The sequence below is a fragment of the Kocuria sp. cx-455 genome, from assembly GCF_057707085.1.
In genome coordinates this window covers 243,829-266,934 of record NZ_JBYIPM010000001.1, presented here as the reverse complement: position 1 = coordinate 266,934, position 23,106 = coordinate 243,829, and the positions used below count along the sequence as shown (strand labels likewise).

General features: G+C 66.6%; 24 protein-coding genes, 1 tRNA gene and 1 riboswitch. Of the genes, 6 read left to right on the top strand and 19 right to left on the bottom strand.

Annotation, left to right across the window (positions count from 1 at the left end; genetic code table 11):
• Positions 1–22 precede the first annotated feature (22 nt).
• Genes AC3ENJ_RS01280 through AC3ENJ_RS01265 form a run of 4 tightly spaced genes read left to right on the top strand, consistent with a single transcriptional unit; the run spans position 23 to position 3,138 of the window.
• A complete protein-coding gene (locus AC3ENJ_RS01280; RefSeq protein WP_431812802.1) occupies positions 23–406 on the top strand; it encodes a 6-pyruvoyl trahydropterin synthase family protein in 384 nt (127 codons plus the stop codon).
• Positions 403–1,422, top strand: a complete 1,020-nt coding sequence (locus tag AC3ENJ_RS01275; RefSeq protein ID WP_431812801.1) for a glycosyltransferase family 4 protein — start codon at positions 403–405, stop codon at positions 1,420–1,422. Before AC3ENJ_RS01280 ends, AC3ENJ_RS01275 begins: the two co-directional genes overlap by 4 nt.
• Positions 1,419–2,261, top strand: a complete 843-nt coding sequence (locus AC3ENJ_RS01270) for a class I SAM-dependent methyltransferase (protein ID WP_431812800.1) — start codon at positions 1,419–1,421, stop codon at positions 2,259–2,261. Before AC3ENJ_RS01275 ends, AC3ENJ_RS01270 begins: the two co-directional genes overlap by 4 nt.
• Positions 2,262–2,265: 4 nt before the next feature.
• Positions 2,266–3,138 carry a lysylphosphatidylglycerol synthase domain-containing protein gene (locus AC3ENJ_RS01265; RefSeq protein WP_431812799.1) on the top strand — a complete coding sequence of 291 codons (873 nt, stop codon included), beginning with the start codon at positions 2,266–2,268 and terminating at the stop codon, positions 3,136–3,138.
• On the opposite strand, the gene ribA is transcribed toward AC3ENJ_RS01265, so the two are convergent.
• From ribA to AC3ENJ_RS01235, 6 genes are all read right to left on the bottom strand, one after another.
• Positions 3,117–4,550: a GTP cyclohydrolase II gene (gene ribA / locus AC3ENJ_RS01260; protein ID WP_431812798.1), complete on the bottom strand. Its 1,434-nt coding sequence runs from the start codon at positions 4,548–4,550 to the stop codon at positions 3,117–3,119. The two genes, AC3ENJ_RS01265 and ribA, sit on opposite strands and share 22 nt — an antisense overlap.
• 77 nt (positions 4,551–4,627) lie before the next feature.
• Positions 4,628–5,263, bottom strand: coding sequence for a CDP-alcohol phosphatidyltransferase family protein (locus AC3ENJ_RS01255; protein WP_431812797.1), 636 nt, complete (start codon positions 5,261–5,263; stop codon positions 4,628–4,630).
• Between the two features lie 72 nt (positions 5,264–5,335).
• Complete coding sequence (locus AC3ENJ_RS01250) at positions 5,336–5,767, bottom strand: protein-tyrosine phosphatase family protein (protein ID WP_190780265.1); 432 nt, start codon at positions 5,765–5,767, stop codon at positions 5,336–5,338.
• 3 nt (positions 5,768–5,770) lie between these two features.
• Positions 5,771–6,322 (bottom strand): CDP-alcohol phosphatidyltransferase family protein, encoded by a 552-nt coding sequence (locus AC3ENJ_RS01245; protein WP_431812796.1) that lies wholly within the window; start codon positions 6,320–6,322, stop codon positions 5,771–5,773.
• Between the two features lie 20 nt (positions 6,323–6,342).
• Positions 6,343–6,828 (bottom strand): SRPBCC family protein, encoded by a 486-nt coding sequence (locus AC3ENJ_RS01240; protein ID WP_431812795.1) that lies wholly within the window; start codon positions 6,826–6,828, stop codon positions 6,343–6,345.
• A gap of 1 nt (position 6,829) precedes the next feature.
• Positions 6,830–7,156 carry an ArsR/SmtB family transcription factor gene (locus tag AC3ENJ_RS01235; RefSeq protein ID WP_190780262.1) on the bottom strand — a complete coding sequence of 109 codons (327 nt, stop codon included), beginning with the start codon at positions 7,154–7,156 and terminating at the stop codon, positions 6,830–6,832.
• A 166-nt stretch (positions 7,157–7,322) separates the two neighbouring features.
• Between AC3ENJ_RS01235 and AC3ENJ_RS01230 the strand changes: the two genes are divergently transcribed.
• Together AC3ENJ_RS01230 and AC3ENJ_RS01225 are read left to right on the top strand one after the other, a co-directional pair.
• On the top strand, positions 7,323–8,441 hold the full coding sequence (locus AC3ENJ_RS01230; protein ID WP_431812794.1) for a carboxylate-amine ligase: 1,119 nt from the start codon (positions 7,323–7,325) through the stop codon (positions 8,439–8,441).
• A gap of 10 nt (positions 8,442–8,451) precedes the next feature.
• On the top strand, positions 8,452–9,210 hold the full coding sequence (locus AC3ENJ_RS01225) for a thioesterase II family protein (RefSeq protein ID WP_431812793.1): 759 nt from the start codon (positions 8,452–8,454) through the stop codon (positions 9,208–9,210).
• A gap of 29 nt (positions 9,211–9,239) precedes the next feature.
• On the opposite strand, the gene AC3ENJ_RS01220 is transcribed toward AC3ENJ_RS01225, so the two are convergent.
• From AC3ENJ_RS01220 to AC3ENJ_RS01160, 13 genes are all read right to left on the bottom strand, one after another.
• The gene (locus AC3ENJ_RS01220) at positions 9,240–10,181 is read right to left on the bottom strand and encodes an alpha/beta hydrolase family protein (RefSeq protein ID WP_431812792.1); all 942 of its coding nucleotides are present in this window, start codon (positions 10,179–10,181) and stop codon (positions 9,240–9,242) included.
• 108 nt (positions 10,182–10,289) lie between these two features.
• Positions 10,290–10,362 (bottom strand) — tRNA-Ala (locus AC3ENJ_RS01215).
• A gap of 164 nt (positions 10,363–10,526) precedes the next feature.
• Positions 10,527–10,943 (bottom strand): ribosome silencing factor, encoded by a 417-nt coding sequence (gene rsfS / locus AC3ENJ_RS01210; RefSeq protein WP_431812791.1) that lies wholly within the window; start codon positions 10,941–10,943, stop codon positions 10,527–10,529.
• Between the two features lie 30 nt (positions 10,944–10,973).
• Positions 10,974–11,840 carry a hypothetical protein gene (locus tag AC3ENJ_RS01205; RefSeq protein WP_431812790.1) on the bottom strand — a complete coding sequence of 289 codons (867 nt, stop codon included), beginning with the start codon at positions 11,838–11,840 and terminating at the stop codon, positions 10,974–10,976.
• Positions 11,833–12,573: a nicotinate-nucleotide adenylyltransferase gene (gene nadD, locus AC3ENJ_RS01200; RefSeq protein WP_431812789.1), complete on the bottom strand. Its 741-nt coding sequence runs from the start codon at positions 12,571–12,573 to the stop codon at positions 11,833–11,835. The genes AC3ENJ_RS01205 and nadD overlap by 8 nt, the downstream gene beginning before the upstream one ends.
• Before the next feature lie 21 nt (positions 12,574–12,594).
• Positions 12,595–12,846 carry a hypothetical protein gene (locus AC3ENJ_RS01195; protein WP_190807177.1) on the bottom strand — a complete coding sequence of 84 codons (252 nt, stop codon included), beginning with the start codon at positions 12,844–12,846 and terminating at the stop codon, positions 12,595–12,597.
• 85 nt (positions 12,847–12,931) lie between these two features.
• Positions 12,932–14,236: a glutamate-5-semialdehyde dehydrogenase gene (locus AC3ENJ_RS01190; protein ID WP_190807176.1), complete on the bottom strand. Its 1,305-nt coding sequence runs from the start codon at positions 14,234–14,236 to the stop codon at positions 12,932–12,934.
• Positions 14,237–14,316: 80 nt separating this feature from the next.
• Positions 14,317–15,588 carry a glutamate 5-kinase gene (gene proB, locus AC3ENJ_RS01185; RefSeq protein ID WP_190780254.1) on the bottom strand — a complete coding sequence of 424 codons (1,272 nt, stop codon included), beginning with the start codon at positions 15,586–15,588 and terminating at the stop codon, positions 14,317–14,319.
• Entirely contained in the window at positions 15,581–17,179 is a 1,599-nt protein-coding gene (gene obgE, locus AC3ENJ_RS01180) for a GTPase ObgE (RefSeq protein ID WP_190780253.1), read from the bottom strand. The genes proB and obgE overlap by 8 nt, the downstream gene beginning before the upstream one ends.
• 161 nt (positions 17,180–17,340) lie before the next feature.
• Positions 17,341–17,595: a 50S ribosomal protein L27 gene (gene rpmA, locus AC3ENJ_RS01175; protein WP_190780252.1), complete on the bottom strand. Its 255-nt coding sequence runs from the start codon at positions 17,593–17,595 to the stop codon at positions 17,341–17,343.
• A 45-nt stretch (positions 17,596–17,640) separates the two neighbouring features.
• Positions 17,641–17,964 (bottom strand): 50S ribosomal protein L21, encoded by a 324-nt coding sequence (gene rplU, locus AC3ENJ_RS01170; RefSeq protein ID WP_308495857.1) that lies wholly within the window; start codon positions 17,962–17,964, stop codon positions 17,641–17,643.
• Between the two features lie 200 nt (positions 17,965–18,164).
• Positions 18,165–19,700 (bottom strand): bifunctional hydroxymethylpyrimidine kinase/phosphomethylpyrimidine kinase, encoded by a 1,536-nt coding sequence (locus AC3ENJ_RS01165; RefSeq protein WP_431812788.1) that lies wholly within the window; start codon positions 19,698–19,700, stop codon positions 18,165–18,167.
• Positions 19,691–19,785, bottom strand: a riboswitch (TPP riboswitch). It overlaps the preceding gene by 10 nt.
• 79 nt (positions 19,786–19,864) lie before the next feature.
• Positions 19,865–22,804 (bottom strand): Rne/Rng family ribonuclease, encoded by a 2,940-nt coding sequence (locus AC3ENJ_RS01160; protein ID WP_431812787.1) that lies wholly within the window; start codon positions 22,802–22,804, stop codon positions 19,865–19,867.
• Positions 22,805–23,106 lie beyond the last annotated feature (302 nt).

Genomic DNA, 23,106 nt, shown 5'->3' with positions numbered 1-23,106 from the left:
CATCCACCCGAGCAGGAGAACCATGTACAGCCTCACCGTCAACGACCACGTGATGATCGCCCACAGCCTGCCCGACGAGTTCTTCGGCCCGGCCCAGGGGATGCACGGCGCAACACTCACGGTGGAGGCCACCTTCTCCCGCGCCGAACTGGACGAACACGCCGTGGTCCTGGACATCGGCCAGGCCATGGACTTCCTCGATCAAGCGCTGTCCCCCCTGCGCTACGCCAACCTGGACGAGCACCCGGACTTCGCGGGCATGCTCTCCACCACCGAGGCCACCGCGCAGTACATCGGTCAAAAATTGGCCGATTCCCTGAGCGATCGACCGGATGTCGGAATCACCGTGACCCTCACCGAGAACCCCCGCGCCAAGGTCGCCTACACCGTGCCCGGGCGCCCATGACCGTACTCATCGAACCGGATCTCGGGCGGGTCAGCGGCGGGCTGCGCTACAACCGCGCCGTGGCCGACGCCGCGCACGGTGCCATCACGCGCCACGCACTTCCCGGGACGTGGCCCGCCCCGTCCGCCCAGGACGACGCCGCCCTGCGTCACCTGGCCGCGCACGGCACCGAACCGGTCATCGTGGACGGTCTGATCGGATGCAGTCTGCGTGAACCGCTCGAGGCGGCGGTGCCGCTCATCCAGCTCGTGCACGCCCCCCTGGCCCTGGCGAACCCGGCCGCGCGGGAGCGCGAGCGGGCGAACCTGGCGGCCGCGGGCGCCGTCGTCACAACCAGCCACCACGCCGCCGATCAGATACGTGACCTGTACGGCCTGGACGCCACCGTGGCCGCGCCGGGTGTCAGGCAACGCGAGCCCGCCAGCGGCACCGCCACCGGATGGCACCTGGTGTGTATCGGCGCCCTGGAGGACAACAAGAATCAGCTGTTCCTCGCGCGAGTCCTGAGCGCGCTCGCGGAGTCCGGGGTGGCCGGGTGGCACTGCACCTTTGCTGGGCCCCCGACCGATCCGGCCTACACGCAACGGTTCGAGGAGGCGTGTGCCGCGCTGCCGCGGGATAGTGTGAGCATTGTCGGTGAACTTGAGCCACAGGCCGTGGACGACCTTCTGGCAGCCTCGGATCTCCTCCTGCTGCCTTCCCAGCGGGAAACCTTCGGGATGGTCGTCACGGAAGCCGCCTCCGCCGCGATCCCCGCCCTGGTGAGCGCACACACGGGGGCCGAGGAGGCGCTGGCCGCGGGCCGGGCCCTGCCCCTCGTGCGGCAGCAGTGGGTGACGGCGCTGACTCGCTGGCTGACGGACACCGAGCATCGCGAGCAACTGCGCGACGCCGCCGCGAGGCACCGTCCGGGCCTTCGCACGTGGGAGGACACCGCCCGCGACTTACTGGGCGCCGTGGCCTCGTGCGGAGCCGGCTCCGCAACCGAGTTACCGAGTGAGAGGAACCCGCAATGATTGGCGCCGCCCAGGACTGGCTCGAGGCTCGCGTTCCGTTCGACGACGCCGCCCGACAACAGTCCCTACCCTTGCTGGACCGTGCCGCGCAGGCCCTCCTGGCTGCGGATCCCACCGGGCGGACCCCGCTGACGGTCGTGGATCTGGGCGCCGGCACCGGAAAATCGGCGGCGTGGTTCCGGCGGCATCTGAGCCCCCGGTTGCCCGGTCGCAGCATCAACTGGCTGCTCGTGGACGCCCACGAACCCTCCCTGGAGATCGCCACCCAGCACCTGACGGACGCGGACACCGTCGTGACGCCGTTGTCCGACCTACCCGCGGCCCTGGACAACCACCTCCCCGAACGTCCCGCCCCGGGCACGCTGATGCTGACCTGCAGCGCGGTCCTGGACGTGCTCACCCAGGACGATGTGGAGGCCATCCTCACCACCCTGACCACCCACCACGGCGTGGGGTTGTTCCTGCTGAGCATCACCGCGGACTGGCACCTGGAGCCCGCGGATCCCCGCGACCCCGAGCTTGCTCAAGCCTTTGCCGATCACCAGCGCCGGGACGGCAAACTGGGGGCGGAAGGGGGCGAGGCCATGCTGCGGACCGCCCGGGAACGCGGAATCCACACCACGCACGGCAACAGCGCCTGGCAGCTGAACGCACCCAGGGATACGGAATTCACCCGTCGGTTCCTGACCGAACGCGTGGCGGCCGCCGTTGAGGCTTCTCCCGAACTGGAGGTCGAGGCCCGAGATTGGCTCGAGACCCGCAATCGGCAGGCCGCGGACCACCTGAACGTGACCGTGGATCACTGCGACGTACTGGTGGACGCCCGCCGGGACCATTGAGTCCGTGAGCGCGCGCTGGCTCCAACGAACCGTACTGGCCGCGGTGACCCTCCTGCTGCTGGGGTTGACGGCTCACGCGGTCGGACTCCAGGCGCTGCTGGCCGGGTGGCGGGTGCTCTCTCCGCTGACCGTGCTCGCCGCGCTGGCCGCGGGTCTGATCGTCGCGCTGACGCAGGCGGTCCGCTGGAAAGCGTTGGCCGCCGAGCAGCAGATCCACCTCAGCTTCCGGAGGGCATGGGGCGACTGTTACGCCTCGGCCTTCGGCAACATGGTCCTACCCGGTGGTCTGGGCGGGGACGTCGCACGCGTAGCCGTCTACCGCCACCGGGGGCGGCGGCGGTGGTGGTCCCCGGTGCTGGCCGTGGGTGCCGAACGACTCAGCGCCACGGCGTGCTTGTTCATCGTCACAGCTCTCGTGGTGGGTGCGAGCGCGCAGCAGGGTGAAGCGCAGTGGCCGGCGGCGGTCGTCGCGGCGGTTGCCGCCGCACTGTTCCTGGCCGCGGCAATCGTCTGCTTGCGCGGGGTGCCCGCGCGCCGCCAGCTCATCGTGTGGAGCGCCTCCGCTCTGAGCGTGCTCACCCTCATAGGGCTGTTCCTCCTGGCCATGGCGCAGCTGGGTGGGCCGGTTCACGCGCCGGTCGCGACCGTGGGGTTGGCGTCGATGAGCGTGCCGGTGGGAGTGGGTGGCTGGGGTGTCAGAGAATTTTCGGTCGGGGCGCTGGCACCCGCGATGGGTGTTCCGGCGGGCCAGGCCGTGACCGCGGCCACCGGTTACGGGGTGCTCGCGGTTGTGTCCACGCTCCCCGGGGCCGCGGTCCTGGCCCGGGGAGCGTGGCGACGCGCGGCTCGACCCGGCTACCGGGTCTCGGGGCCCTGACCCGCGTTCTGCACCGTCAGGTGCCCGACGGGCTGGGCGGCGGATTGCCCGGCGACCTGCGCGGCGTCGTGCGCTCCGGCGGCCTGGCTGAGCACGAATTCGGTGCAGACGTCGTCCTCGAACGTGTACCGGCGGAACGGTGCGCGCAGCGCCTCCCCCATGACGTTCGACCCTTCGAAACGAACCCCGGGGACCCCGTCCCCGATCAACACCGGTGCCACGGTCAGGAACAGTCGATCCAGTACACCCGCGGCCAGGAACGCGGACACCGTTGTACCGCCGCCCTCCACCAGGATGGAGCCGCTCACGTGTTCCCGCACCACGCTCAGAACCGTTGCGGGGTCCACCGAGGTGCCCCGGGCGCCGTCGGACCCGCTGGTGGTCGGTGCCGACCCCGCGGGGAGTCGCACCACCTCAACGTGCTCGCCGATCCCGGTAGGCACCTCGGCGCATTGACCGACCAACCACAGGGTTCGGGCATCCGGGGATTGCAGCACGCGGCTGCTCACGGGAATCCGGGCTCGCGGATCCAGCAGGACACGCACCGGGTTGTCCCCCTGCGCGGCTCGTACCGTGAGCTGCGGGTCGTCCCGGGTCACGGTGGTGGCCCCCACCAGCACCGCGTCCACCGCTGCCCGTAGATGATGCAGGTGGGTGCGATCGGCCTCGCCGGAGACGAATTCCGCGTCCCCGCCGCGGGCCGCAATGAAACCGTCCGCGCTCTGGGCCAATTGCGCAACGACTTCCGGATACTCGGCCAGGGTCCGGTACACCGGGAAGGTGTCTTCCTGCACGGAGACCCGGCCGGCCAGCGGGTCATGGCGCATGCGCCGACGTTTGGTCTGCAGATAATGGGAGTTCTCGGGCCGGTCCAGAACCGGTAGCACCACCCGATCCGCCACCGTGATACCCAGGCTGGTCAGGGCTTCCGCCTTGGCCGGGTTGGAGGACAACAGGCGGACCGTGGGCACTCCCAGGTGCCGGAGCATTTCCGCGGCCGCGGTGTAATCCCGGGCATCGTCCGGCAGACCCAGCGCCCGGTTGGCATCCACGGTGTCCATGCCGTCATCCTGCAGCGCGTAGGCCCGCAGCTTGGCGGCCAAACCGATCCCGCGGCCCTCATGGCCGCGCAGATACAACAGAATCCCCGTGCCCTCCGCAGCAATGGCCTGCAGTGCCGCTTCCAATTGATCGCCGCAGTCGCAGCGGTGTGAACCGAGGGTGTCGCCGGTGAGGCACTCGCTGTGCATACGCACGATCGGCGCCTCGACCTGAGCCGGATCGCCCATCAACATGGCCACGTGCGTGACGTCGCCAAAAGTGTAGGCGCACGTGGTGAAGACACCATGATCGGTGGGCAGCACGGTCCGAGACTCGAGCACAAGTGCGTGATCCTGTTCTGGCTGATGCATGCGATTCAGTCTATGGTCAGCACGCTGCCGGACGGGCCACGACAATGCCCACGGTCGTGTCTGTGTCGCGGATCGGATCAGTCGCCGGAGCGGCCGCCGTGAGATTCCAACCACGCGATGTCCCGCCCGAACGAGTACAGCACCGACACCACCGCGGCCGCGACGCAGAGCACCCCGAACGGTGGGACGGCCACCGCAATCGGCGTGCCCGCGACGAGCAGAAGGATTCCCTGCGCGGCGGCAATCACCCTGCGGCTCAGGGAGGGGGGCAGCCGCCGCCGCCACGCCGGGCGGAGCGCGGCTACCAGGTGGAACACGTAGTACATCAGTCCCGGGATCAGGCACCACGGTCCCCACAGGGCAACGAGTGCCACGGACAGAATGAGGATGAACAGCGCGTCCACGGTCTCGTCGTACAGCGCGCCGGCGCGGGTGCTCCCGGTGCTACGCGCAATCTTTCCATCCAAACCGTCCATGGCCAGCGCCGCCCCACCCAGCGCCACGGCGCTCCAGGAAAACCCCGGGCCATCCCCGACCAGGATCAACGCGGTGACAATCACGATGAGCCCGAGCCGCAACGTGGTCAGGTCATCCGCGTGGGTCCACGGATCACGCCGTAACAGACTCCGCGCGGCACCGATCACGGCCACTAGAGCGCACACCGCGGCGTCGACCAGGCCGGAGGAGATCGACCCGGCGATCACCACAGCCATCGTGAGAACCAGAAAGGGAGGCACTCGCCGCCGGATTGGACGATCCCCACCATTTCCCATGGGCCTAGTTTGTTACATGAGCTCGGCCGCCCGCTTGAGCCACGCTTGCTGACCGCGAGTCTCCACGGCACGCGGGTGATACCGGGCGCGAACCCAAGCCACGGCGTCGTCGGTGGTCATCCCGCTCATCACGGCGAGCAGGGCGATGGCCGTTCCCGTGCGTCCCACTCCCCCGCCGCACGCGATCTCCACGCGTTCGGACACCGCCCGTTCGTGGGCTTCACGCAGCGCCGCCACGGCATCGTCGGTGTGCGCGGGAAGACGGAAGTCCGGCCACTCGACCCAGCGATACGGCCACGCGTCGATGCGGGGGTCCTTGCTGAGTAAGTAGACCGCGAATTCTGGCGCCTCCGTCCCTCGCCGACGCCGCCGCACCCCGGTCCCGCGCACGGCTCGCCCGTCCGGGAACCGCACGACACCCGATTCGGTTTCCCACGCGCCCATGCGTCAAGCGTAGGTGCCACGCAATGGACGGGCTGCCCGAATGTACCTGACGCCGGCTACCACGTGCAGAACGGCCCCGAGATCCGCCAGCGCGTGGGGAATCCTCCCCAGCCGGCGTCGCGTCCTCGGACCTGCCGCGGCCACCACCAACGCGACAAAAAGTATGGTGCTGCGGACCTTCCCCAGATACGACACGCGCAGTTTGCCGCGCGAGGCGGCCTGGGTCGTCAGCAGGGATGTGGCGATGTCCACGGTCAATACCGTGCTGGGTACGCGCCGAGGTAGCTCCCCCGCCTTGGTGAGGCTCCACGCAATGACGGCAATCCCCGCACGATCCGCGATGGGATCAAGCGCCCTACCGATCACGGATTCCCACTGCATACGGCGCGCCAACCTGCCGTCGACCCAGTCCGTAGCGGCCCATGCCGCAACACCCACCGCGGTTCCCACTCCGGTGCGCCCGGTGCGGATGCGACGGACCAGGGGAACGGTCGCCACGAGGCGCGCGGCGGTGAACAGATTGGGTAGCTGGTGGGTGATGCGCATCAAGGGCATGGGCCTTTCCGGTTCGATGATCAGGCACTCAGGAATGCGTCGATTTGATTGATCGAGGAGGTCGCTCCCTCCTTCATACCCATGTCGAGAACCTCCTGCAAAGCCTCGGCGGAGGTGAACACCGACACGTATGTGGCGCGGACGCCCTCCGCGGTCGGTTTGAACGAGTAGCTGCACTCGGAGGCGGGCAGGTCCTCGGCCGGTTCGAAATTCTCGGTCGCGAAGAAATCCTCGAACGTGAACCCGTTGGGCCGATCCACACTCGTGATCCGCCACAGACCCGGGTACTTCTCCCCGTCGGGGCTCGTCATGAAGTACTTGCTGGTAGTGCCCTCCGTCAGTTCGTGTTCCACGAACGTGGCCGGGTAGGTGGGTGGGCCAAACACTTGCTCGAGCTGGCGGGGATCCGCGTACAGCTCCCACAACCGTTCCACCGTCGCTGCGAATTCCGCGACGATCGTGATCGAATGGGTGTCTACGTCTTTGGTGACCTCGATGACTGGCATCTCAACTGTCCTTCAGTAGTTCCTCGATGCGGTCGATGCGGTCTCGCCACACCTGCTCGAACTCATTGAGCAGTGATGCCACGGATCGTACGGCCTCCACGTCGCCGCGTGCGTACTGTTCGCGACCCCGGCGCTGCTTGATGAGCAACCCTGAGCGCTCCAGAACGGCAACGTGTTTCTGTACTGCCGCGAACGACATGTTGTAGTTCGCGGCCAAAGCCGAAATCGACTGCCCCTCAGAGAGCACACGGCGGAGGATGTCGCGCCGTGTCCGGTCCGCTAGGGCATGGAACAAACCGTCGGTCCGCTCCTCCGTGATCTGGCTCATATTTACAATGTACAACCAATCGGTTGTAGATGATAGAGACCGGCGGTCCCCGTCCAGCCACCCAGGTGAAAATTTCAGCAATGAATTGACGGCCAGGCGTTAGACTGCGAACCGTTCCTTCATCCGTTGTTGAGCCCGCTGTCGGGAGATTGTGGGGCTACGAATAGTGACCACTTTCGGTATCGAAGAGGAATTTCTCCTTGTTGACCGCGGCACCCAGTTGCCCGCGACACCCGCCCCGCAGCAGGCCGAAACTCTGCTCGCCATTGACGCCGGCGGCGGCAAGGCCACCCCTGAATGGCTCACCTGCCAACTCGAGCACACCTCCCCCGTGTTCAGCAACGCTGCGGCGGCGCTCGACTCGCTGCTGAGTTTTCGCCGCGAACTCGCCGCCGTCGCCGGGTCCATGGGCTTCGACGTCGCGGCAACGGGTACCGCACCCGACATTGCCCTGGCAGCCGCCCAAGTCACCCCCGGTGAGCGCTACCACCGGCTGGCGGGCATGACGCCGGCCATCGCGGCCGACCAGTACCTCAACGGCATGCACGTGCACATTGGGTTGAACACTTTCGACGAAGGGGTGCGAGCGCTCAACGGTTTGCGCCCGTGGCTGCCGCTCGTGGTGGCCTTGGGTGCCAATTCGCCCGTGTGGCGCGGCTCCGACAGCGGGTTCGCCTCGTGGCGTTCCATTCACTACCGCCGATGGGTGGCCAACGGCATTCCTCCGCAGTTCGACGACCTGGCCGATTACCGGGCCCGATTGGACGCCCTCCTGAGTTTCGACGTGGTCGAGAGCCCCAGCACCCTGGCCTGGCTCGCGCGGATTTCTTTTGCTCACGGCACCCTGGAAGTCAGAGCATGCGACGTTCAGCTCGAAGCCGGAGACGCCGTGGTCATTGCCCTGCTCATCAGGGCTTTGGTGCGCATGGTCCTCGACACTGCAGTGGTCGCCCACATGCCACCCGAGCTGCTGGAGGTCGCGGCGTGGCAATCGGCGAAATTCGGGCTGTCGGGTTGCCTCATGGACCCCGCCACGGGAATCCAGAAGCCCGCGGCGGATCTCGTCCACGAGACTTTCGAGCGGCTCCAGCCGTACTTCGACGGCGCCGAGGACCGGTCAGTGGTGCAGCACGGCCTGGAGCGCATGCTCTCGCGCGGAACAGGGGCCGAACGACAGCGCCGAGCCATGCGGGACGGCGGTCTGAGCGGACTGTTGGCCCACGCGTACTCATCCTTGACGGCACACCCCGACCTACCCGGTGAGTTTCCCGCGGCACGGTGCTAGCGTGCCCAGCATGGCTACCGATAATGTTCTTGCCCGCTGGGTGACGCCTAACGGCGTCCCACAGCGCCGTCTCGTCTTCTTTCCCCACGCCGGCGCCGGGGGGCTGACGGGGCGCTCGCTGGCAGCCCACGACGTCGAGGTTCTCGCCCACCGCCGCCCCGGCCGGGAAGCGCGCATGGCCGAGCCGGCCGCGGCATCCGTACGGGAGGCGGTCGACGAGGCCACCGCGGCATTGCTACCGGTTCTCGATTCCGATGACTTACCCACCGATGTCCTGGGGCACTCCTTCGGCGCGTTGCTCGCCGCCGAGTTCGTGAACCGCATGGAACGCGAACGTCCGGGCCGTGTCCGGCGTCTCGTGGTGTCCGCCAAAGCACCGCCACCGGATCCGAGCCCCGAGCTGGCGGCCGCGCTGCATGACGATCACGCGCTGATTGAGTGGCTCGTGGGCCTGGGTGGCACTCCCGCTGAACTGTTGGAAGACCCGGGAATGCGCGCCATGGTGCTCGACCCCCTGCGGGCGGACCTGACCGCCTCCTTGAACTACCACGGGGAACCGGCCCAACTGAGCACTCCGCTGTTGGTAGTGGCCGCGGACGGCGACACCACGGCCCCGCCGAGCGCCGTGGAGTCCTGGCGTACGTTCACCACGGGGGGCGCGCAGGTGTTACGGCTGCGCGGCGGGCACCACGCACTATTCGACCAATCTGAGCGACTGCACGCGGCGTTGCGCGCACCGGACACGAGTTCACCCCCGCCGGGTCGGTGAACCCACCACCCGGGTGGATCGAGCGGTTCTCAGCGGTCTCGCTCGGCGGTTTTCATCAGGTCATCGAGAATACGAGCGTCCGGCATGTCGTAGTGGTTATGACCGGCCAGCAGCTCCAGATCGACTCGCTCGAAGCCTTGGTCGTCGTAGAATGCCGCGCCGGACTCCGCGGCGCTCACCGCATCGAACGGGGCCGATGTGGACGAGCCGTCGTCCTTCCTGCCCGTGACCCACCACAGGGGCATGGTCTCCAGCTGGGACTCGGTGGGGTCCGTCGTGAGACCCTGGGGGGCTCCCCCGCCGCCGACCATGACTGCTCCCCCGGTCACCAGGTCCCGAGGTCCCGCGAGAATCCCGTAGCTGAGCATCTCTGCGCCTCCGGAGTACCCCATCCAGGTGATGCGGTTGCGGTCCACGGGATAATCCCGCAGGATCCGATCGTTCACCAGGGACGTCAGCCAGTCGCGGTTACCTTTGAGGTCTTCCCACCAGGTGGGGGACTCAGTTTTATCGGGACTGCGAGGCACCACGAGCAATGCGTTGTGGGAGGCAGCCACGGCGGCCAGACACGTCACTCGGCCGCTGGGATCGTGGTATTCCCGGGCGCCGTCGCCATGCAAATGCATCACCAGTCCCACGGGCTTGTTCGTGTCCACGCCCCCGTCAATCACGTGATACTGCCCCGTGAGACCGTTGTGAGTGAAGGTCTGCGCCATCTCCCCGAGATCTCCCGCGGCGGAGTAGCTGGTGCCAGCCCGGAAGCTCGCGTCGATGATCTGTGTGGGTTCCGCGCGCGGATCATCGGCCGCAAGACCGTAGGTCGTGCAGCTGACAGCGCTGGTGTCCTCGTCCGGGTCGAGGGGGAACAAGAGGGGGGAAAGTACAGTCCCCAGCGCCAACACTAAGGCTGCGCCCAGCGCAACACCGGATGTGACGGAAAGGGAGCCGTCCCCCGAATGACGGGTCGGCATGGGCCGATTCTATAGGGATCGGCGCGCGTTGCGTGAATGGGACGCGGGGTGAGCATGAACACAAAAAAGCCCCACCATAAGGCGGGGCATTTTCTTGATTTTCGATTGTGGAGCTAAGGGGATTCGAACCCCTGACCCCCTGCATGCCATGCAGGTGCGCTACCAGCTGCGCCATAGCCCCGTGCTTTACCTCGAAGACTGTACCACAGTTATTACTAACAACCACTTCCGGTTGTCAGTGCGCTTTCCGTGGTGTTCCTCGTGGGCAACGCATTTATCCTAAACAGTCGTTCACCCGCCGTGCAAATCGAGTCTGCCGCGGCGTGACCGCCCGGACACCGACCGTTATTCGGTGTGGGAGGCGCCCGGCGCGGCGTCGTCGTTCGAGGTGGAAACCTGTTCGGGAAGGTTCAGCGAGATCTTGGGGCTGTCCCCCCAGAGACGCTCCAGGGCGTAGAACGCACGGTCCTCGTCGTGGAGCACGTGGATCACGATGTCGCCGAAGTCGAGCAGGACCCAGCGGCCCTCGCCTCGGCCTTCGCGGCGCAGCGGCTTGACCTTGTGCTCTTGGATGAGCTTGTCCTCAATGGCGTCGACCACCGCGGCGACCTGGCGTTCATTGGGGGCGGACGCGACCATGAAGGCGTCGGTGATGGCCAAGGAGTCACTGACGTCGAAGGCCACAATGTTCTCGGCCTTCTTCTCGTCCGCGGCCAGGGCGGCGGTGCGAATGATCTCGACGGATTCGGGGAATGCAGTCACAGAGGGGTGAGTCCTTCCAAAGACTAAGCGTTAGAGCATAAAAATGATGAGCAGAGCAATGAGCGCGGCAATGACCAGGACCAGCAACACGAGCAGGGCCACCACGGCCCCGGATTGTTGCTTGTAGTCCTTGGGCTCGAGTAGGTCCAAGCCTTGGGCGTCCACGGCACGAACGGGCGTACCAGGGGCGCCGTCCTGGTCCGACCGGCCGGCATCGGAATCAATTGGGTCGTCCAACGGTGGAACGTGAGGTTCCACCTCGATCCTCTCCCCGGATGACGGCGCCGCCGGAACCACGTTGATCGTCACGGTGTGCGGATTCGATGCGGTAGCGAGGGGAGAACTCGGGAAGTGCCCGGGATCGACCCGCAACGGGTCCGCGGCCAGGGAGGAACCCGCGGCGGCGGACTGAGGAAATGTTACCGTAATGGTTTCCTCGCCCGGCGTGGCATGTGGGCCTGCCCCCGCACCATGTCCCTGTTCGGCGTCACGGGCTTTCAGCGCGGCCTGGGCATCTTGGCGGTCCTGCTCATTGGCCGCGGCCGCGCGCAGCGCGAGTTCCGCGAATCGTTGCTGCTTCAGAAGCAGGTCTTCATCCACTTGCCCGGCATTCGACTGTTCGGCCTGGTGAATTTCCTGCGCGTGCTCGGCCATTTCCCGTTGCAGCCGGGCCAGCCGGCGTGGTCCCAACGGCTTGACCGGAGCGGTTTCGATGGCGCCGTCCAGCTCGATCACGGGTGCCGGCCCGGCCACTCGGGGCACCTCCGAGGTCCACGGAGCGACTTTGTGCCCCGACTGTCCGTGCGGGGTCTCGAGACCGGTCTCGTGGAGCGAATCCGGTCCCGGTGCGTTCTCCGGATCGGGACTCCTGTCCTTCTTGGAACGAGGCTCACTCACAACGTGCTCCTGGGGGGTTCTCGCGGTCCGTTCTCGATATCGCGTTCGACGGTTGGACCGCCAGCGGGGTGGTCGATGTGTGGGCGTCGTGGACGTAAAGACCGTACTTGTTGATGTACTGAACCACACCGTCCGGCACCAGATACCAGACGGGTTTGCCCTCCTCAACACGAGCGCGGCAGTCCGTGGACGAGATCGCCATGGCGGGAACGTTCAGCAGGGACACGCTCGAGGACCCCCCGGGGGCGGCAAGCTCGTGGCCCGGCCGAGTGACACCCACGAAATGGGCATGATCCCAGAGTTCGTCCGTGCCCTTCCATGTGAGGATCTCCCCCATGACGTCCGCACCGGTGATGAAGAACAACTGGGCATCGGGACGCAACCGTGCCAAGTCACGCAGCGTGTCGATCGTGTACGTGGGCCCCTCGCGGTCGATGTCCACGCGGGACACCGTGAAGCGCGGGTTCGATGCCGTGGCCACCACCGTCATCAGGTAGCGGTGCTCGGCGTCCGAGACTTGTTTGCCGGCCTTCTGCCACGGGTTCCCGGTGGGCACGAACACCACTTCGTCCAGGTCGAACACGGATGCGACTTCGGAGGCCGCCACGAGGTGCCCGTGGTGAATGGGATCGAAGGTACCGCCCATCACGCCCAACCGGGTCTTACCCGGTTGGCGCGGTGGGATGTGCAGCTCGGTGCCCTCTGCGACGGTTGAGGATACGTTCGGATTCACGCAGTCAGCACTACCGGCGACTCAGTGCTGGCGCGGCGAGTTGAGGCCGTCGATCATGGCGCGCTCTGTGGCGGGCAAGTCGGCTGGATCCTCGTATTCGCCGGCCTCCGGGCTCTTGCCGCGGGAAGAGAAAGAAGCCGCAGCAATCAACATGAGGACGAACAAGATGAACGCAATCACGCCGAACATTTCCGCGGGGATGGGCAGTTCGTTCACCACGTGATGTCCGCCTTCTTCGGCGGACAGAGCGGCGTTGTTCAACAGGTGCAACATGTCTGTGCGGTTTCCCTTCTGCTACCGGGCGGTTCCGGTGTCACCAGTGCGATCCGCCCGGAGGCGGTTGATTACATGGTACTTGTCAGGAGCGCACGTGACCGTCACCCTGAACAACCCACTTGGTGGTGGTCAGCTCTTCCAAGCCCATGGGGCCGCGGGCGTGCATCTTCTGGGTGGAAATACCGATCTCGGCACCCAGACCCAATTGACCGCCGTCCGTGAAGCGCGTGGACGCGTTGACCATCACCGCCGCGGATTCGACTTCTGCGACAAAGCGCTCCGAATTGGTCAGATCATTGGTCACGATCGCCTCGGTGTGGCCGGTCGAGTACTTAGCGATATGATCCAGGGCCTCACCCACGGAATCCACGACCTTGACGGCCATGTCCATGCCCAGGTACTCGGCTTCCCAGTCCTCCTCGGTGGCCTGGAAGTGATCGGAGCCCGGGGGCAGCAGCTCCGCGGCTCGCTGATCCACGTGCAGCTTCACACCGGCCTTGTCCAGCGCCGCCAACACCCGTTTACCGGCCTCCGCCTTGGAGTGCAGCAACAGCGTCTCCGCCGAATTGCACGTGGACGTGCGGTGCGTCTTCGAATTGACCGCGATCTTCTCGGCCATTTCCGGGGTGGCGGACTCGTCGATGAACACGTGCACGTTGCCCTCACCGGTCTCGATGACCGGGACGGTGGCGTTCTTGACCACGGACTGGATCAGCCCTCGGCCACCGCGCGGAATCAGCACGTCCACCTTGCCGCGAGCTGTCATCAAGGCGTTCGCGCCGTCGCGGCCGTAGTCATCCACCGTCTGCACGCAGTCCACGGGCAACTTGGCATCGGCGAGGGCGTCACGCAGGATGCCGACCAGGGCACGGTTGGATTCCAACGCGGCGGAACCGCCGCGCAACAGGGTGGCGTTACCGGACTTCACGGCAATGCCGGCGATGTCCACGGTCACGTTCGGGCGCGCCTCGTAAATGACGCCCACCACGCCCATGGGCACGCGCATCTGGCGCATGCGCAGCCCATTGGAGAGGGTCTGCCCGCGCACGATGGTTCCCACCGGATCCGGCAGTGCCGCCAATTCACGCAGGGAATCGGCGAGCCCCTTGATACGGGCGGGGTCCAACTTGAGGCGGTCCAACAACGCCGGCGACGTCTCGTTCTGTCGTCCGCGTTCCAGATCCTTGCCGTTCGCCTCCAGGACCACGTCCTGGCGCTCCTCGATGCGCCGAGCCATGAGCAGCAGTGCGCGGTCCTTCCACGCGCGGGGGGCCCGTGCCAACCCGCGGGCTGCCTGGCGAGCGTCGTCGGCCATGAGCCCGACGCCCGCCACGGGGTCTTCACCAAATGTTTGCTGCGCGGTCAGTATTGACGTGTTCTCGGCCAAAATTCCTCCTGGATGTTGGTCGGTTCGACGCCCGGGGGCGCCTTTCGTGTCAGCGTAGTTCTCGAAACGTGGGACGCGGATTACCGAGCGGGAGGCTGCCTGAGCTTGGTCCGCGCGGAACGCGGGCGCAGTGTGACCAGGTTGTCCACGTGGATCAGTTCCCGGGCAAAGTCCTCTCCGAGCTCATCACCGAGCTGGTCGGTGCGCTTGCCCAACATGTCGGGCACTTCCTCCGAGCTGTAGTTGATCAAACCGTGGGCCACCTCGTTGCCGTCCTTGTCCTTCATGGAGACGGGGTCACCGGCGGTGAATGTGCCGCTCACCTCGTTGACTCCCGCGGCCAGCAGTGAGCGCCGGCCACGAATGGCCTCGACGGCGCCGTCGTCGAGTGTGAGGGTGCCCTTGATGTCGGCGAGGTGGGCCAGCCACAGCAGCCGCACGTTGCGTCGACCGCCGGTGGTGGAGAACCAGGTCCCCACGTTCTCCCCGGCCAGGGCCTGGTTGATATTTTGCGCGGAGGTCACCAGGGCGGGAATCCCCGACGCCGCCGCGATGCGTGCGGCCTGCACCTTGGTCACCATGCCGCCGGAGCCCACACCCACGCGACCAACGGATCCGATCTCGACACCCTCCAGGTCCGCGACCGGGTCGTCGATGCGTGCGATCCGCTCGCCACCATCCTTGGGCGGCTTGGTGTACAGCGCGTCCACATCCGAGAGCAGCAGCAACGCATCCGCCTTGATCAGGTGCGCCACGAGCGCAGCAATGCGGTCGTTGTCGCCGAACTTGATCTCGTGGGTCGCCACGGCGTCGTTCTCATTGACGATCGGCAGAATGTTCAGGTCCAGCAAGCGTTCGATCTGGCGGTGCGCGTTCTTGTACTGCGAGTGCCGCATGAGGTCCTCGGCGGTCAGCAGCACCTGCCCCACCGTGACGCCGTAACGGGCGAAGTACTCGGTGTAGCGGGAAATCAGTAGGCCCTGCCCCACGGAGGCGGCCGCCTGCTTGGTGGACAGGTCCTTGGGCCGCTTGGCCAGACCCAACGGTGACAGGCCGGCGGTGATCGCACCCGAGGACACGAAGATGATGTCCGTGCCGCGGGCCTTCGCACCGCCGAGGGCGTCCACGATGCTGCGCAGCGCGTTTTCGTCAATGGAGTTCTCGACGGAGGTCAGCGAGGACGATCCCACCTTGACCACCACGCGTCGCGCCTGGGGCAGTTGGGAGGGCTCCGTGATCGGAGACCGCCGGTTCTTCCCGCGGTTCTCCGTGCTCAGCTGCATGGCCGACTTGGCGGCATCCTGCTCAACAGCTGCGACGTCGATTTTCTCGGTGGTCATTTTTTCACTCATGCTCAGAAAGATCCTGTCGATGCTGATCAATGTGACGGCCGCGCGCCTGGTCCACTGACTCCGTCCAGACACCTGCCTTGCGTTCGGCCTCGAGCTCGGCCCGAGCCTCGGCCTTCGCGTCCATGCGATCGTAGAACTGTTCGCGCTTTTCGCGGCGCGTAGGACGGTTCGTTTCGTCCAACCGCACGTCCGTGCCGCGCGGGCCGCCCAGCAGCTCCGCGCCTCCCACCATGGTGGGTTCCCAGTCGAAGACCACGCCGTTGTCCTCGGGGCCGATCAACACCGCATCGCCGGGGCGGGCGCCGGTTCGGAACAGTTCGTCCTCGATGCCCAGCTTGGCGAAGCGGTCCGCGAGGTAACCCACGGCCTCGTCATTGTTGAAATCTGTCTGTTGCACCCAACGCTCGGGCTTGTCACCGCGCACGTGCCACAGGGGTTCTCCCCCGCGGTCCTCACGGGAAATCGTGAAACCCTTGCGGTGTTCCCCGCGGCGGCCACGCACGGGTTCTGGGCGCACCACCTGGGACTGCGCGTCGGATGTATCGGGTTCGTTCTCGGTGCGCACCTGCGCCACGAGCTCCGCCATGGCGAAACCGAGCTGACGCAACCCCTCGTGCGATGCCGTGGACACCTCGAACACGCGGTAGCCGCGCTGCTCGAGATCCGGGCGGATGAACTGCGCAAGTTCCCGGGCCTCGGGAACATCGATCTTGTTGAGCACCACCATTCGGGGGCGTTCCGTCAACGGCACGGTGTCCTGGTTCTCGTCCTGGATGTCCTGGGCGTAGTGGGCCAGCTCGGCCTCCAGTGCATCCAGATCCGTGAGGGGGTCACGGCCCGGTTCCAGGGTTGCGCAGTCGATCACGTGAACCAGCGCGGCGCAGCGCTCCACGTGCCGCAGGAATTCCAGGCCCAGGCCTTTGCCCTGGGAGGCCCCCGGGATCAGACCGGGTACATCCGCCACGGTGAAGCGCGTATCCCCGGCCTGCACCACGCCCAGGTTGGGTACCAGGGTGGTGAAGGGGTAGTCCGCGATCTTGGGGCGGGCCGCGCTCATCGCGGCGATCAAACTGGATTTTCCCGCCGAGGGAAAGCCGACAAGAGCGATGTCCGCAATGGACTTCAGCTCGAGTTCGACCTCGTGTTCGGCGCCCGGTGTGCCGAGCAGGGCGAATCCGGGAGCTTTGCGCTTCTGGGATGACAGTGCGGCGTTTCCCAGACCCCCGTGACCACCGCCGGCGATCACGTATTCGTTGCCCTCACCCAGCAGGTCCGCCAGGACGTTTCCCTGGCGGTCCTTCACCACCGTTCCGTCGGGAACGGACAGGATCAGATCCTGGCCCTTGAACCCGTGGCGAAGATCGCCCTTGCCCGGCTCACCGTTGGGGGCCTTTTGGTGAGGTGAATGGTGGAAACCCAGCAGCGTGGTGGACTGGCCGTCCACGCGGAGGATCACGGAGCCGCCGTCTCCGCCATTGCCGCCGTCGGGGCCACCTAGCGGCTTGAACTTCTCGCGGCGCACGGACACACAACCGTGTCCGCCATTGCCGCCAGTAGCGTGCACGATGACTCGATCGACAAAACTGGCCACGGGGCTCCTTAAAGTCCTCGGCGCCTTCGCCGCCTCATGGGCACGGCGAACACCTCTGGTTGAAAGACTAAAGGGTGAGCGCGTATTGCGCCCACCCTTTAGTGGTTGCCGGCCACGGGAAACCCGTGGGCGGCGGGTGGACCCGGAGGTCCAAGAGACAATTACTCGGCGGTCTGGATGTTGACCACGCGACGACCGCGGCGGGTGCCGAATTCAACGGCGCCGGCGGACAGGGCGAACAGGGTGTCGTCCTTGCCGCGACCCACGTTCAGGCCCGGGTGGAAGTGGGTGCCGCGCTGGCGGACCAGGATCTCACCGGCGCTGACGGTCTGACCGCCGAAACGCTTCACGCCCAGGTACTGAGCGTTCGAGTCACGACCGTTGCGAGTGGAGCTCGCGCCCTTCTTATGTGCCATGGTGTGTGCCTACCTTCGTGTCAAATGTTCGGGAAAGGGTGTGACTCAGGCGTCGATGCCGGTGACCTTGACGGTCGTCAGCTCGGCGCGGAAGCCCTGACGCTTCTTGTACCCGGTCTTGTTCTTGTACTTCATAATCGAGATCTTGGGACCGCGCAGGTCTTCGACGATCTCGGCAGTGACCTTGACGTTGGCCAGGGTCTTGGAATCAGAGGTGACCTTGTCCCCATCGACCAGCAGCAGTGCAGGAAGCTCAATGGTGCTGCCTGCCTCACCGGCGACGCGGTCAAGGGTCACGAGGTCTCCAATGGAAACCTTCTCCTGGCGGCCGCCTGCGCGGACAATCGCGTACACCACTTGGGAACTCACTTCTCTCGACATCTATGGACTACGTGTAAGGGTCGGGAACACCCCTGGAGGACCACGAATGTCGAGACATCACGTCGCGGCAGTCTGAGGAGACCGCGCCTCGCGTGGCTTTCGCATCGAACAGGAGCTGAACCCGAGTGTGCCGCCGAACGCGGTGGATTTAACTGTCCACACACACGCTGGTACCCGGCACCGAAAATCTAGCCTACCCGATGCGTGGAAGCTACGGCAAACGGGCGAGCCCCGGCGCGTCGGACGGGTTCGGCGAAGAACCGCAGCTCCAGCTCGCACGCTCGCATGAAAGCGTCCCGCATGCGCCGGACGGTGGCCGGGTCCGCAGTCGCGGCCGCCCGGTCCACGATCTCTCGCGCCCGCTCGGCCGCGAGGTGGAATTCGGGAGCGTTGTAGGTGGCCAGCCAGTCACCATAGGGGTGCGGTTCCGGTCCGGCCGCGCGGGCCTTTTCCAGCAGTGCGCTACCCAGTGTCGCGTAGAGCCAGTAGCACGGCAAGACCGCCGCGGCCCCCACCGCGAAGGTCTCACTTCCCGTGGCCGCCAGTAGAAAGTCCGTGTACGTCCTGGTCACTTCGGACGCCGGGTGCGGGGGTGCGCCGTTGAGCCGTGTCCGGTGCAGCGCCGACTCCACGGTCACGACCTCGGCCGCCCCGTGGGCGAAGAATTCGCGTGCCGACTCCGACGGCGCCGCGGCGGCCAATGCGGCCAACGCCCGCGAGTAAACAGTCAAGTACTGCATGTCCTGGTCCAGATACCACTGGAAGGTTTCGGGCGGCAGCGTGCCGTCGGCCAACTGGGCGATGAACTCCAGGGTGTCGATCTCACGACGCACCCTCTCGCAGTCACGCCAGAGCACATCGGTGACGCGCTCGTGGGACGCGCTGTCCGCCAGCACATGCTGGGCGTGGTGGAAATGATGCACGGGACCGTTGCCGTGCCCCACGTGGAGATCGTCGGCATGTTCGAGCGCACCGCGCAGCCACGAGCGCGCCGCGCTCACGGCGGCCGGCCAGTCCCCCGTGCGAGCCACGATCGTGGCAATGGCGGAGGACAGCGAACACCCGGTGCCATGGGTGTTGGAGGTTGCGACTCGCGGGTCATCGAACGTGATCACGGGCTCGTGCCGCCCGGGTTCGAGCAGCGCATCCGGGGTGCGCGGCCCGGGCATGTGGCCACCCTTCACGAGGACACGCGCGCCGAACCGGTCGGCCACCTCCCGGCCTTGTCGCAGGGCCTCGGCCCACGTGGTGGCCGGGTCCGCTCCGGCCAGCACGGCCAGTTCCGGAAGATTGGGCGTGATCAGGTCGGCGAAGGGCAGCAGCGACAGCAGGGCCGTGTGGGCCTCCGCCCGCAACAATCGCCCGCCGGCCGTGGCCACCATGACGGGATCAATCACCGTCACCGGCGGTTTCACCTCGGCCAGCCAGTCGCGCACGGCCTCGATCACCTCGACCGATCCGAGCATCCCCACCTTGACGGCGTCCAGGGTCACGTCGGAGCTCGCGGCCTCGAGCTGGGCACGGAGGACCCGCACGGGCGGGGTGTGGATTTCGATCACGCCCGTGGTGTTCTGGGCCACCACCGCGGTGATCACGTTCATGCCGTAACCACCCATTGCGGCTATGGACTTCAGGTCGGCGGCCTGTCCGGCGCCACCCGTGGGATCGGTGCCCGCGATCGACAGGACGCGGGGCACGGTCAAAACAGCAGAATGCGTAGTCATCACGACATTCCCTTCGCTAGTACGAGCTAGATCAGGTTCAACGGGTGTGATCTCAGCCGCTCGCGCGGCACCCCGTGTCAGTGATACAGATCATGCCACAAGGGTGCGGGATTCTCATCCCCGCACCCTTGTGGCATGTCATGTCTTGCGGCCCGTGGCCGGTGTCAGCTCGCGGCGCCGCCCGTCATTTTCATGTCCTCGGCCTTGACGCCCACGCCCACCACGGTGGGTTGCGCCGAGGCCTTGGGGCTCTGCTGCTGGGAGACATCGGCGGTGAACCGCTTGACGGATTCTTCCGTGCTCACCGACTCGTGGGTCCGGACGCTGGCCGTTCCCGGTGCCGCCGCGGGTGCGGACGCTCGGCGGGAACGACGCCGTGTGGCGGGCTTGGTCTCGACCGCCGCGGCGGGTGCCGCGGCCGCCTTAGCGCCCTCGAGTTGCGACTCGTTGGTCGCCGGGCGCTGGGCCCGGCGCGAACGGCCTCCGCGGTTGCCGCGCGAGGCCTGCTCCGGTGAGTCGGTCTCGCGTGCCGGCTGGTCAGGCGAGGACTGTTCCCGGGGTGCCTCGTGAACGGGCTCCTCGGTGAAGGCCGCGGTCAAAGAGTCCAGCGTGCGCGACTGCTGACCGGCCTGCGACTGATCCTCGTGATGAGCGCTGCCGTGGGGCAGCTCAATGACCTCACCGTGAATGGTGAGACTGGATGAGGGACCATCACCCGTGTCGTGCGACTCCCCACCGCGGTCACCACGGGTCGAGTCCCGGGGTTGCGCGGACGACGAGTCATTGCCCCGGCCGTCCTGACCCGACTGACCGCGGCCACGACTGCGCTTACCGCGCCGCTTCTTGCGGCGGCGATCGCCGTCCTGATCGCCGTGTTCCTGATTGTCCTGGGCGCCGGACTGATCCTTTTGCGGCTCCTCGCCTCCGGATCGGTCGGCGGCCTGGGCCTCGCCCGGCCCACCCGACGCGGCGTCGTCGTCGTGCTGCGAGGCCGCCGCGATATTGGCAAGTGCGCTACGAGTCGCCTCGGCACGGGCCTTGGACTGTTCCTCGTTACCGTCGTGGCCGTTGCCCGAACCGTTGCCACCGTCACCGGTGTTCTTGGGCTTGTCCTGCGGCCCGCCTTGCTGGGCGCCCTGGTGCTGCTGCTTGTGCCTGGAGCGTTTGCGCTCAGTGCGGTTACTGCGGTGGTCCGCACCCGAGTCCCCGGCGCGCCCCTTGAGCGGGTGGTCATGAACAATTGCGCCACGACCGGCACACGCCTCGCACGGCTCCGAGAACACTTCGAGCAGGCCGGTGCCCATGCGCTTGCGCGTCATCTGCACCAGACCCAGCGAGGTCACCTCCGCGACCTGGTGCTTGGTGCGGTCCCGGCCCAAGCACTCGACCAGGCGACGCAGCACCAGCTCACGGTTGGATTCGAGGACCATGTCGATGAAATCGACCACGATGATTCCGCCGATGTCCCGCAGGCGCAGCTGGCGGACGATTTCCTCGGCGGCCTCCAGGTTGTTCTTGGTGACCGTCTCCTCCAGGTTGCCGCCGGAGCCGGTGAACTTACCGGTATTGACGTCCACTACGGTCATGGCCTCGGTGCGGTCGATCACGAGGGAACCGCCGGAGGGCAGGTAAACCTTGCGGTCCAGGGCCTTCTGGATTTGTTCCTCCACGCGGAAGGATTCGAACAGGTCCGTGTCCTCGGTCCACTGCTGCAGCCGGTCCAACAGGTCCGGGGCCACATAGGTGACATAGGCCTCGATGTTGTCCCAGGCCTGCTCGCCCTGGACGACCATGGCCGTGAAGTCCTCGTTGAAGACGTCACGCACGGTCTTGATGGTCAGGTCCGGTTCCGCGTAGAGCATTTCTGGGGCGAGGGTCTTGGTGGACCCGGCCTTCTCCTGGATCTGTTCCCACTGCGAGCGCAACCGGTTGATGTCGTTGGTGAGTTCTTCCTCCGACGCGCCCTCCGCGGCGGTGCGCACGATCACGCCGGCACCCTCGGGCAGGCGGTCCTTGAGGATCTTCTTGAGGCGCTGACGTTCCACATCCGGCAGCTTGCGCGAAATGCCGGTCATCGAACCACCCGGTACGTACACCAGGTAGCGGCCGGGCAGGGACACCTGGCTGGTCAGGCGCGCGCCCTTGTGGCCCACGGGATCCTTGGTGACCTGCACCAGGACGGAGTCCCCGGACTTGAGGGCGTTTTCGATCTTGCGGGGTTTGTGGCCCAGCTCCGCGGCGTCCCAGTCGACTTCACCCGCGTAGAGCACCGCGTTGCGGCCGCGTCCGATATCCACGAACGCGGCTTCCATGGACGGGAGCACGTTCTGCACCTTGCCCACGTACACGTTGCCGATCAGCGAATCCTGTTGGGTGTGGGAGACGAAATGCTCCGCCAGCACACCGTCCTCGAGCACACCGATCTGGATCCGGCTGTCTTTCTGGCGCACGAGCATCTTGCGTTCGACCGATTCGCGGCGGGCCAGGAACTCGGCCTCGGTGATCACGTGGCGGCGGCGGCCCGACTGGCGGGATTCACGACGGCGCTGCCTCTTGGCTTCCAGGCGCGTGGATCCTTTGACTCCGGTGACCTCATCGGCGCCGCTCTCGGCCACGCGGGGCGCGCGGACTCGGGTGACGGTGCCGTCGGACTCGTCCACGAGTTCCATGTCCACATCACCGCGGCGACGGCGTCGCCTGCGGCGGCTGGTCACGGCGCCCGAGGGCTCGTCCTCATCGGTGTCGTCCTCGTCCGAGTGCTGGGGCTGACGACGTTGGGCGTCCCGTTCCTTGGCGGCTTCGCGCTGGCGGGCGGCCGCGGCCTCGGCGGCCGCACGGATCTCGTCCAGGTCCGGGGCGTGGAACATCAGGCCCGCACCCACGCCGAAGGCCGGCTCGGTCCCGGAGGTGTCCTCGGTGTCGGGTTCCGTTGCCTCGGCGGTGTCCTGGGGCTCGTCGGTCGCCTGGGTGTCGCCTCGGGGTTCAGTCGGGGTTTGCTCAACAACAGCTTGCTCGGGGGCGGTGTCCGCCTCCGGGGTCTGCTGCTGCACAGCAGATTCCTGGTTCTGTGTTGTCTGTTCCGCGTTGTCCTGTTCGGATTCCATGTGAGGTTGTACTCCTGCTCGGAACACCGTCCGCACCCGGGTCCGAGGTGTTCTCGGTCGGTCGAACCGGTGGTGTGAGACCACGCGGTCGCCGGAAGTCATTGTGGTACCTGCCGGGTGCGTTGACTGACGTGAACGCTTGCGGCAAGCCGACGGATGTCCGAGCCGCATAATCCTGGGGGGATTGCGAACTTTCTCCGGACGGACGCGCTCGATCTGTTGAGAGCCGCGGGTCCATCCGCTGTGTATCGGAGGTCCTGCCGGACCGGTTCCCGTGTGCGGCTGGGGACCGACCGTTGCCA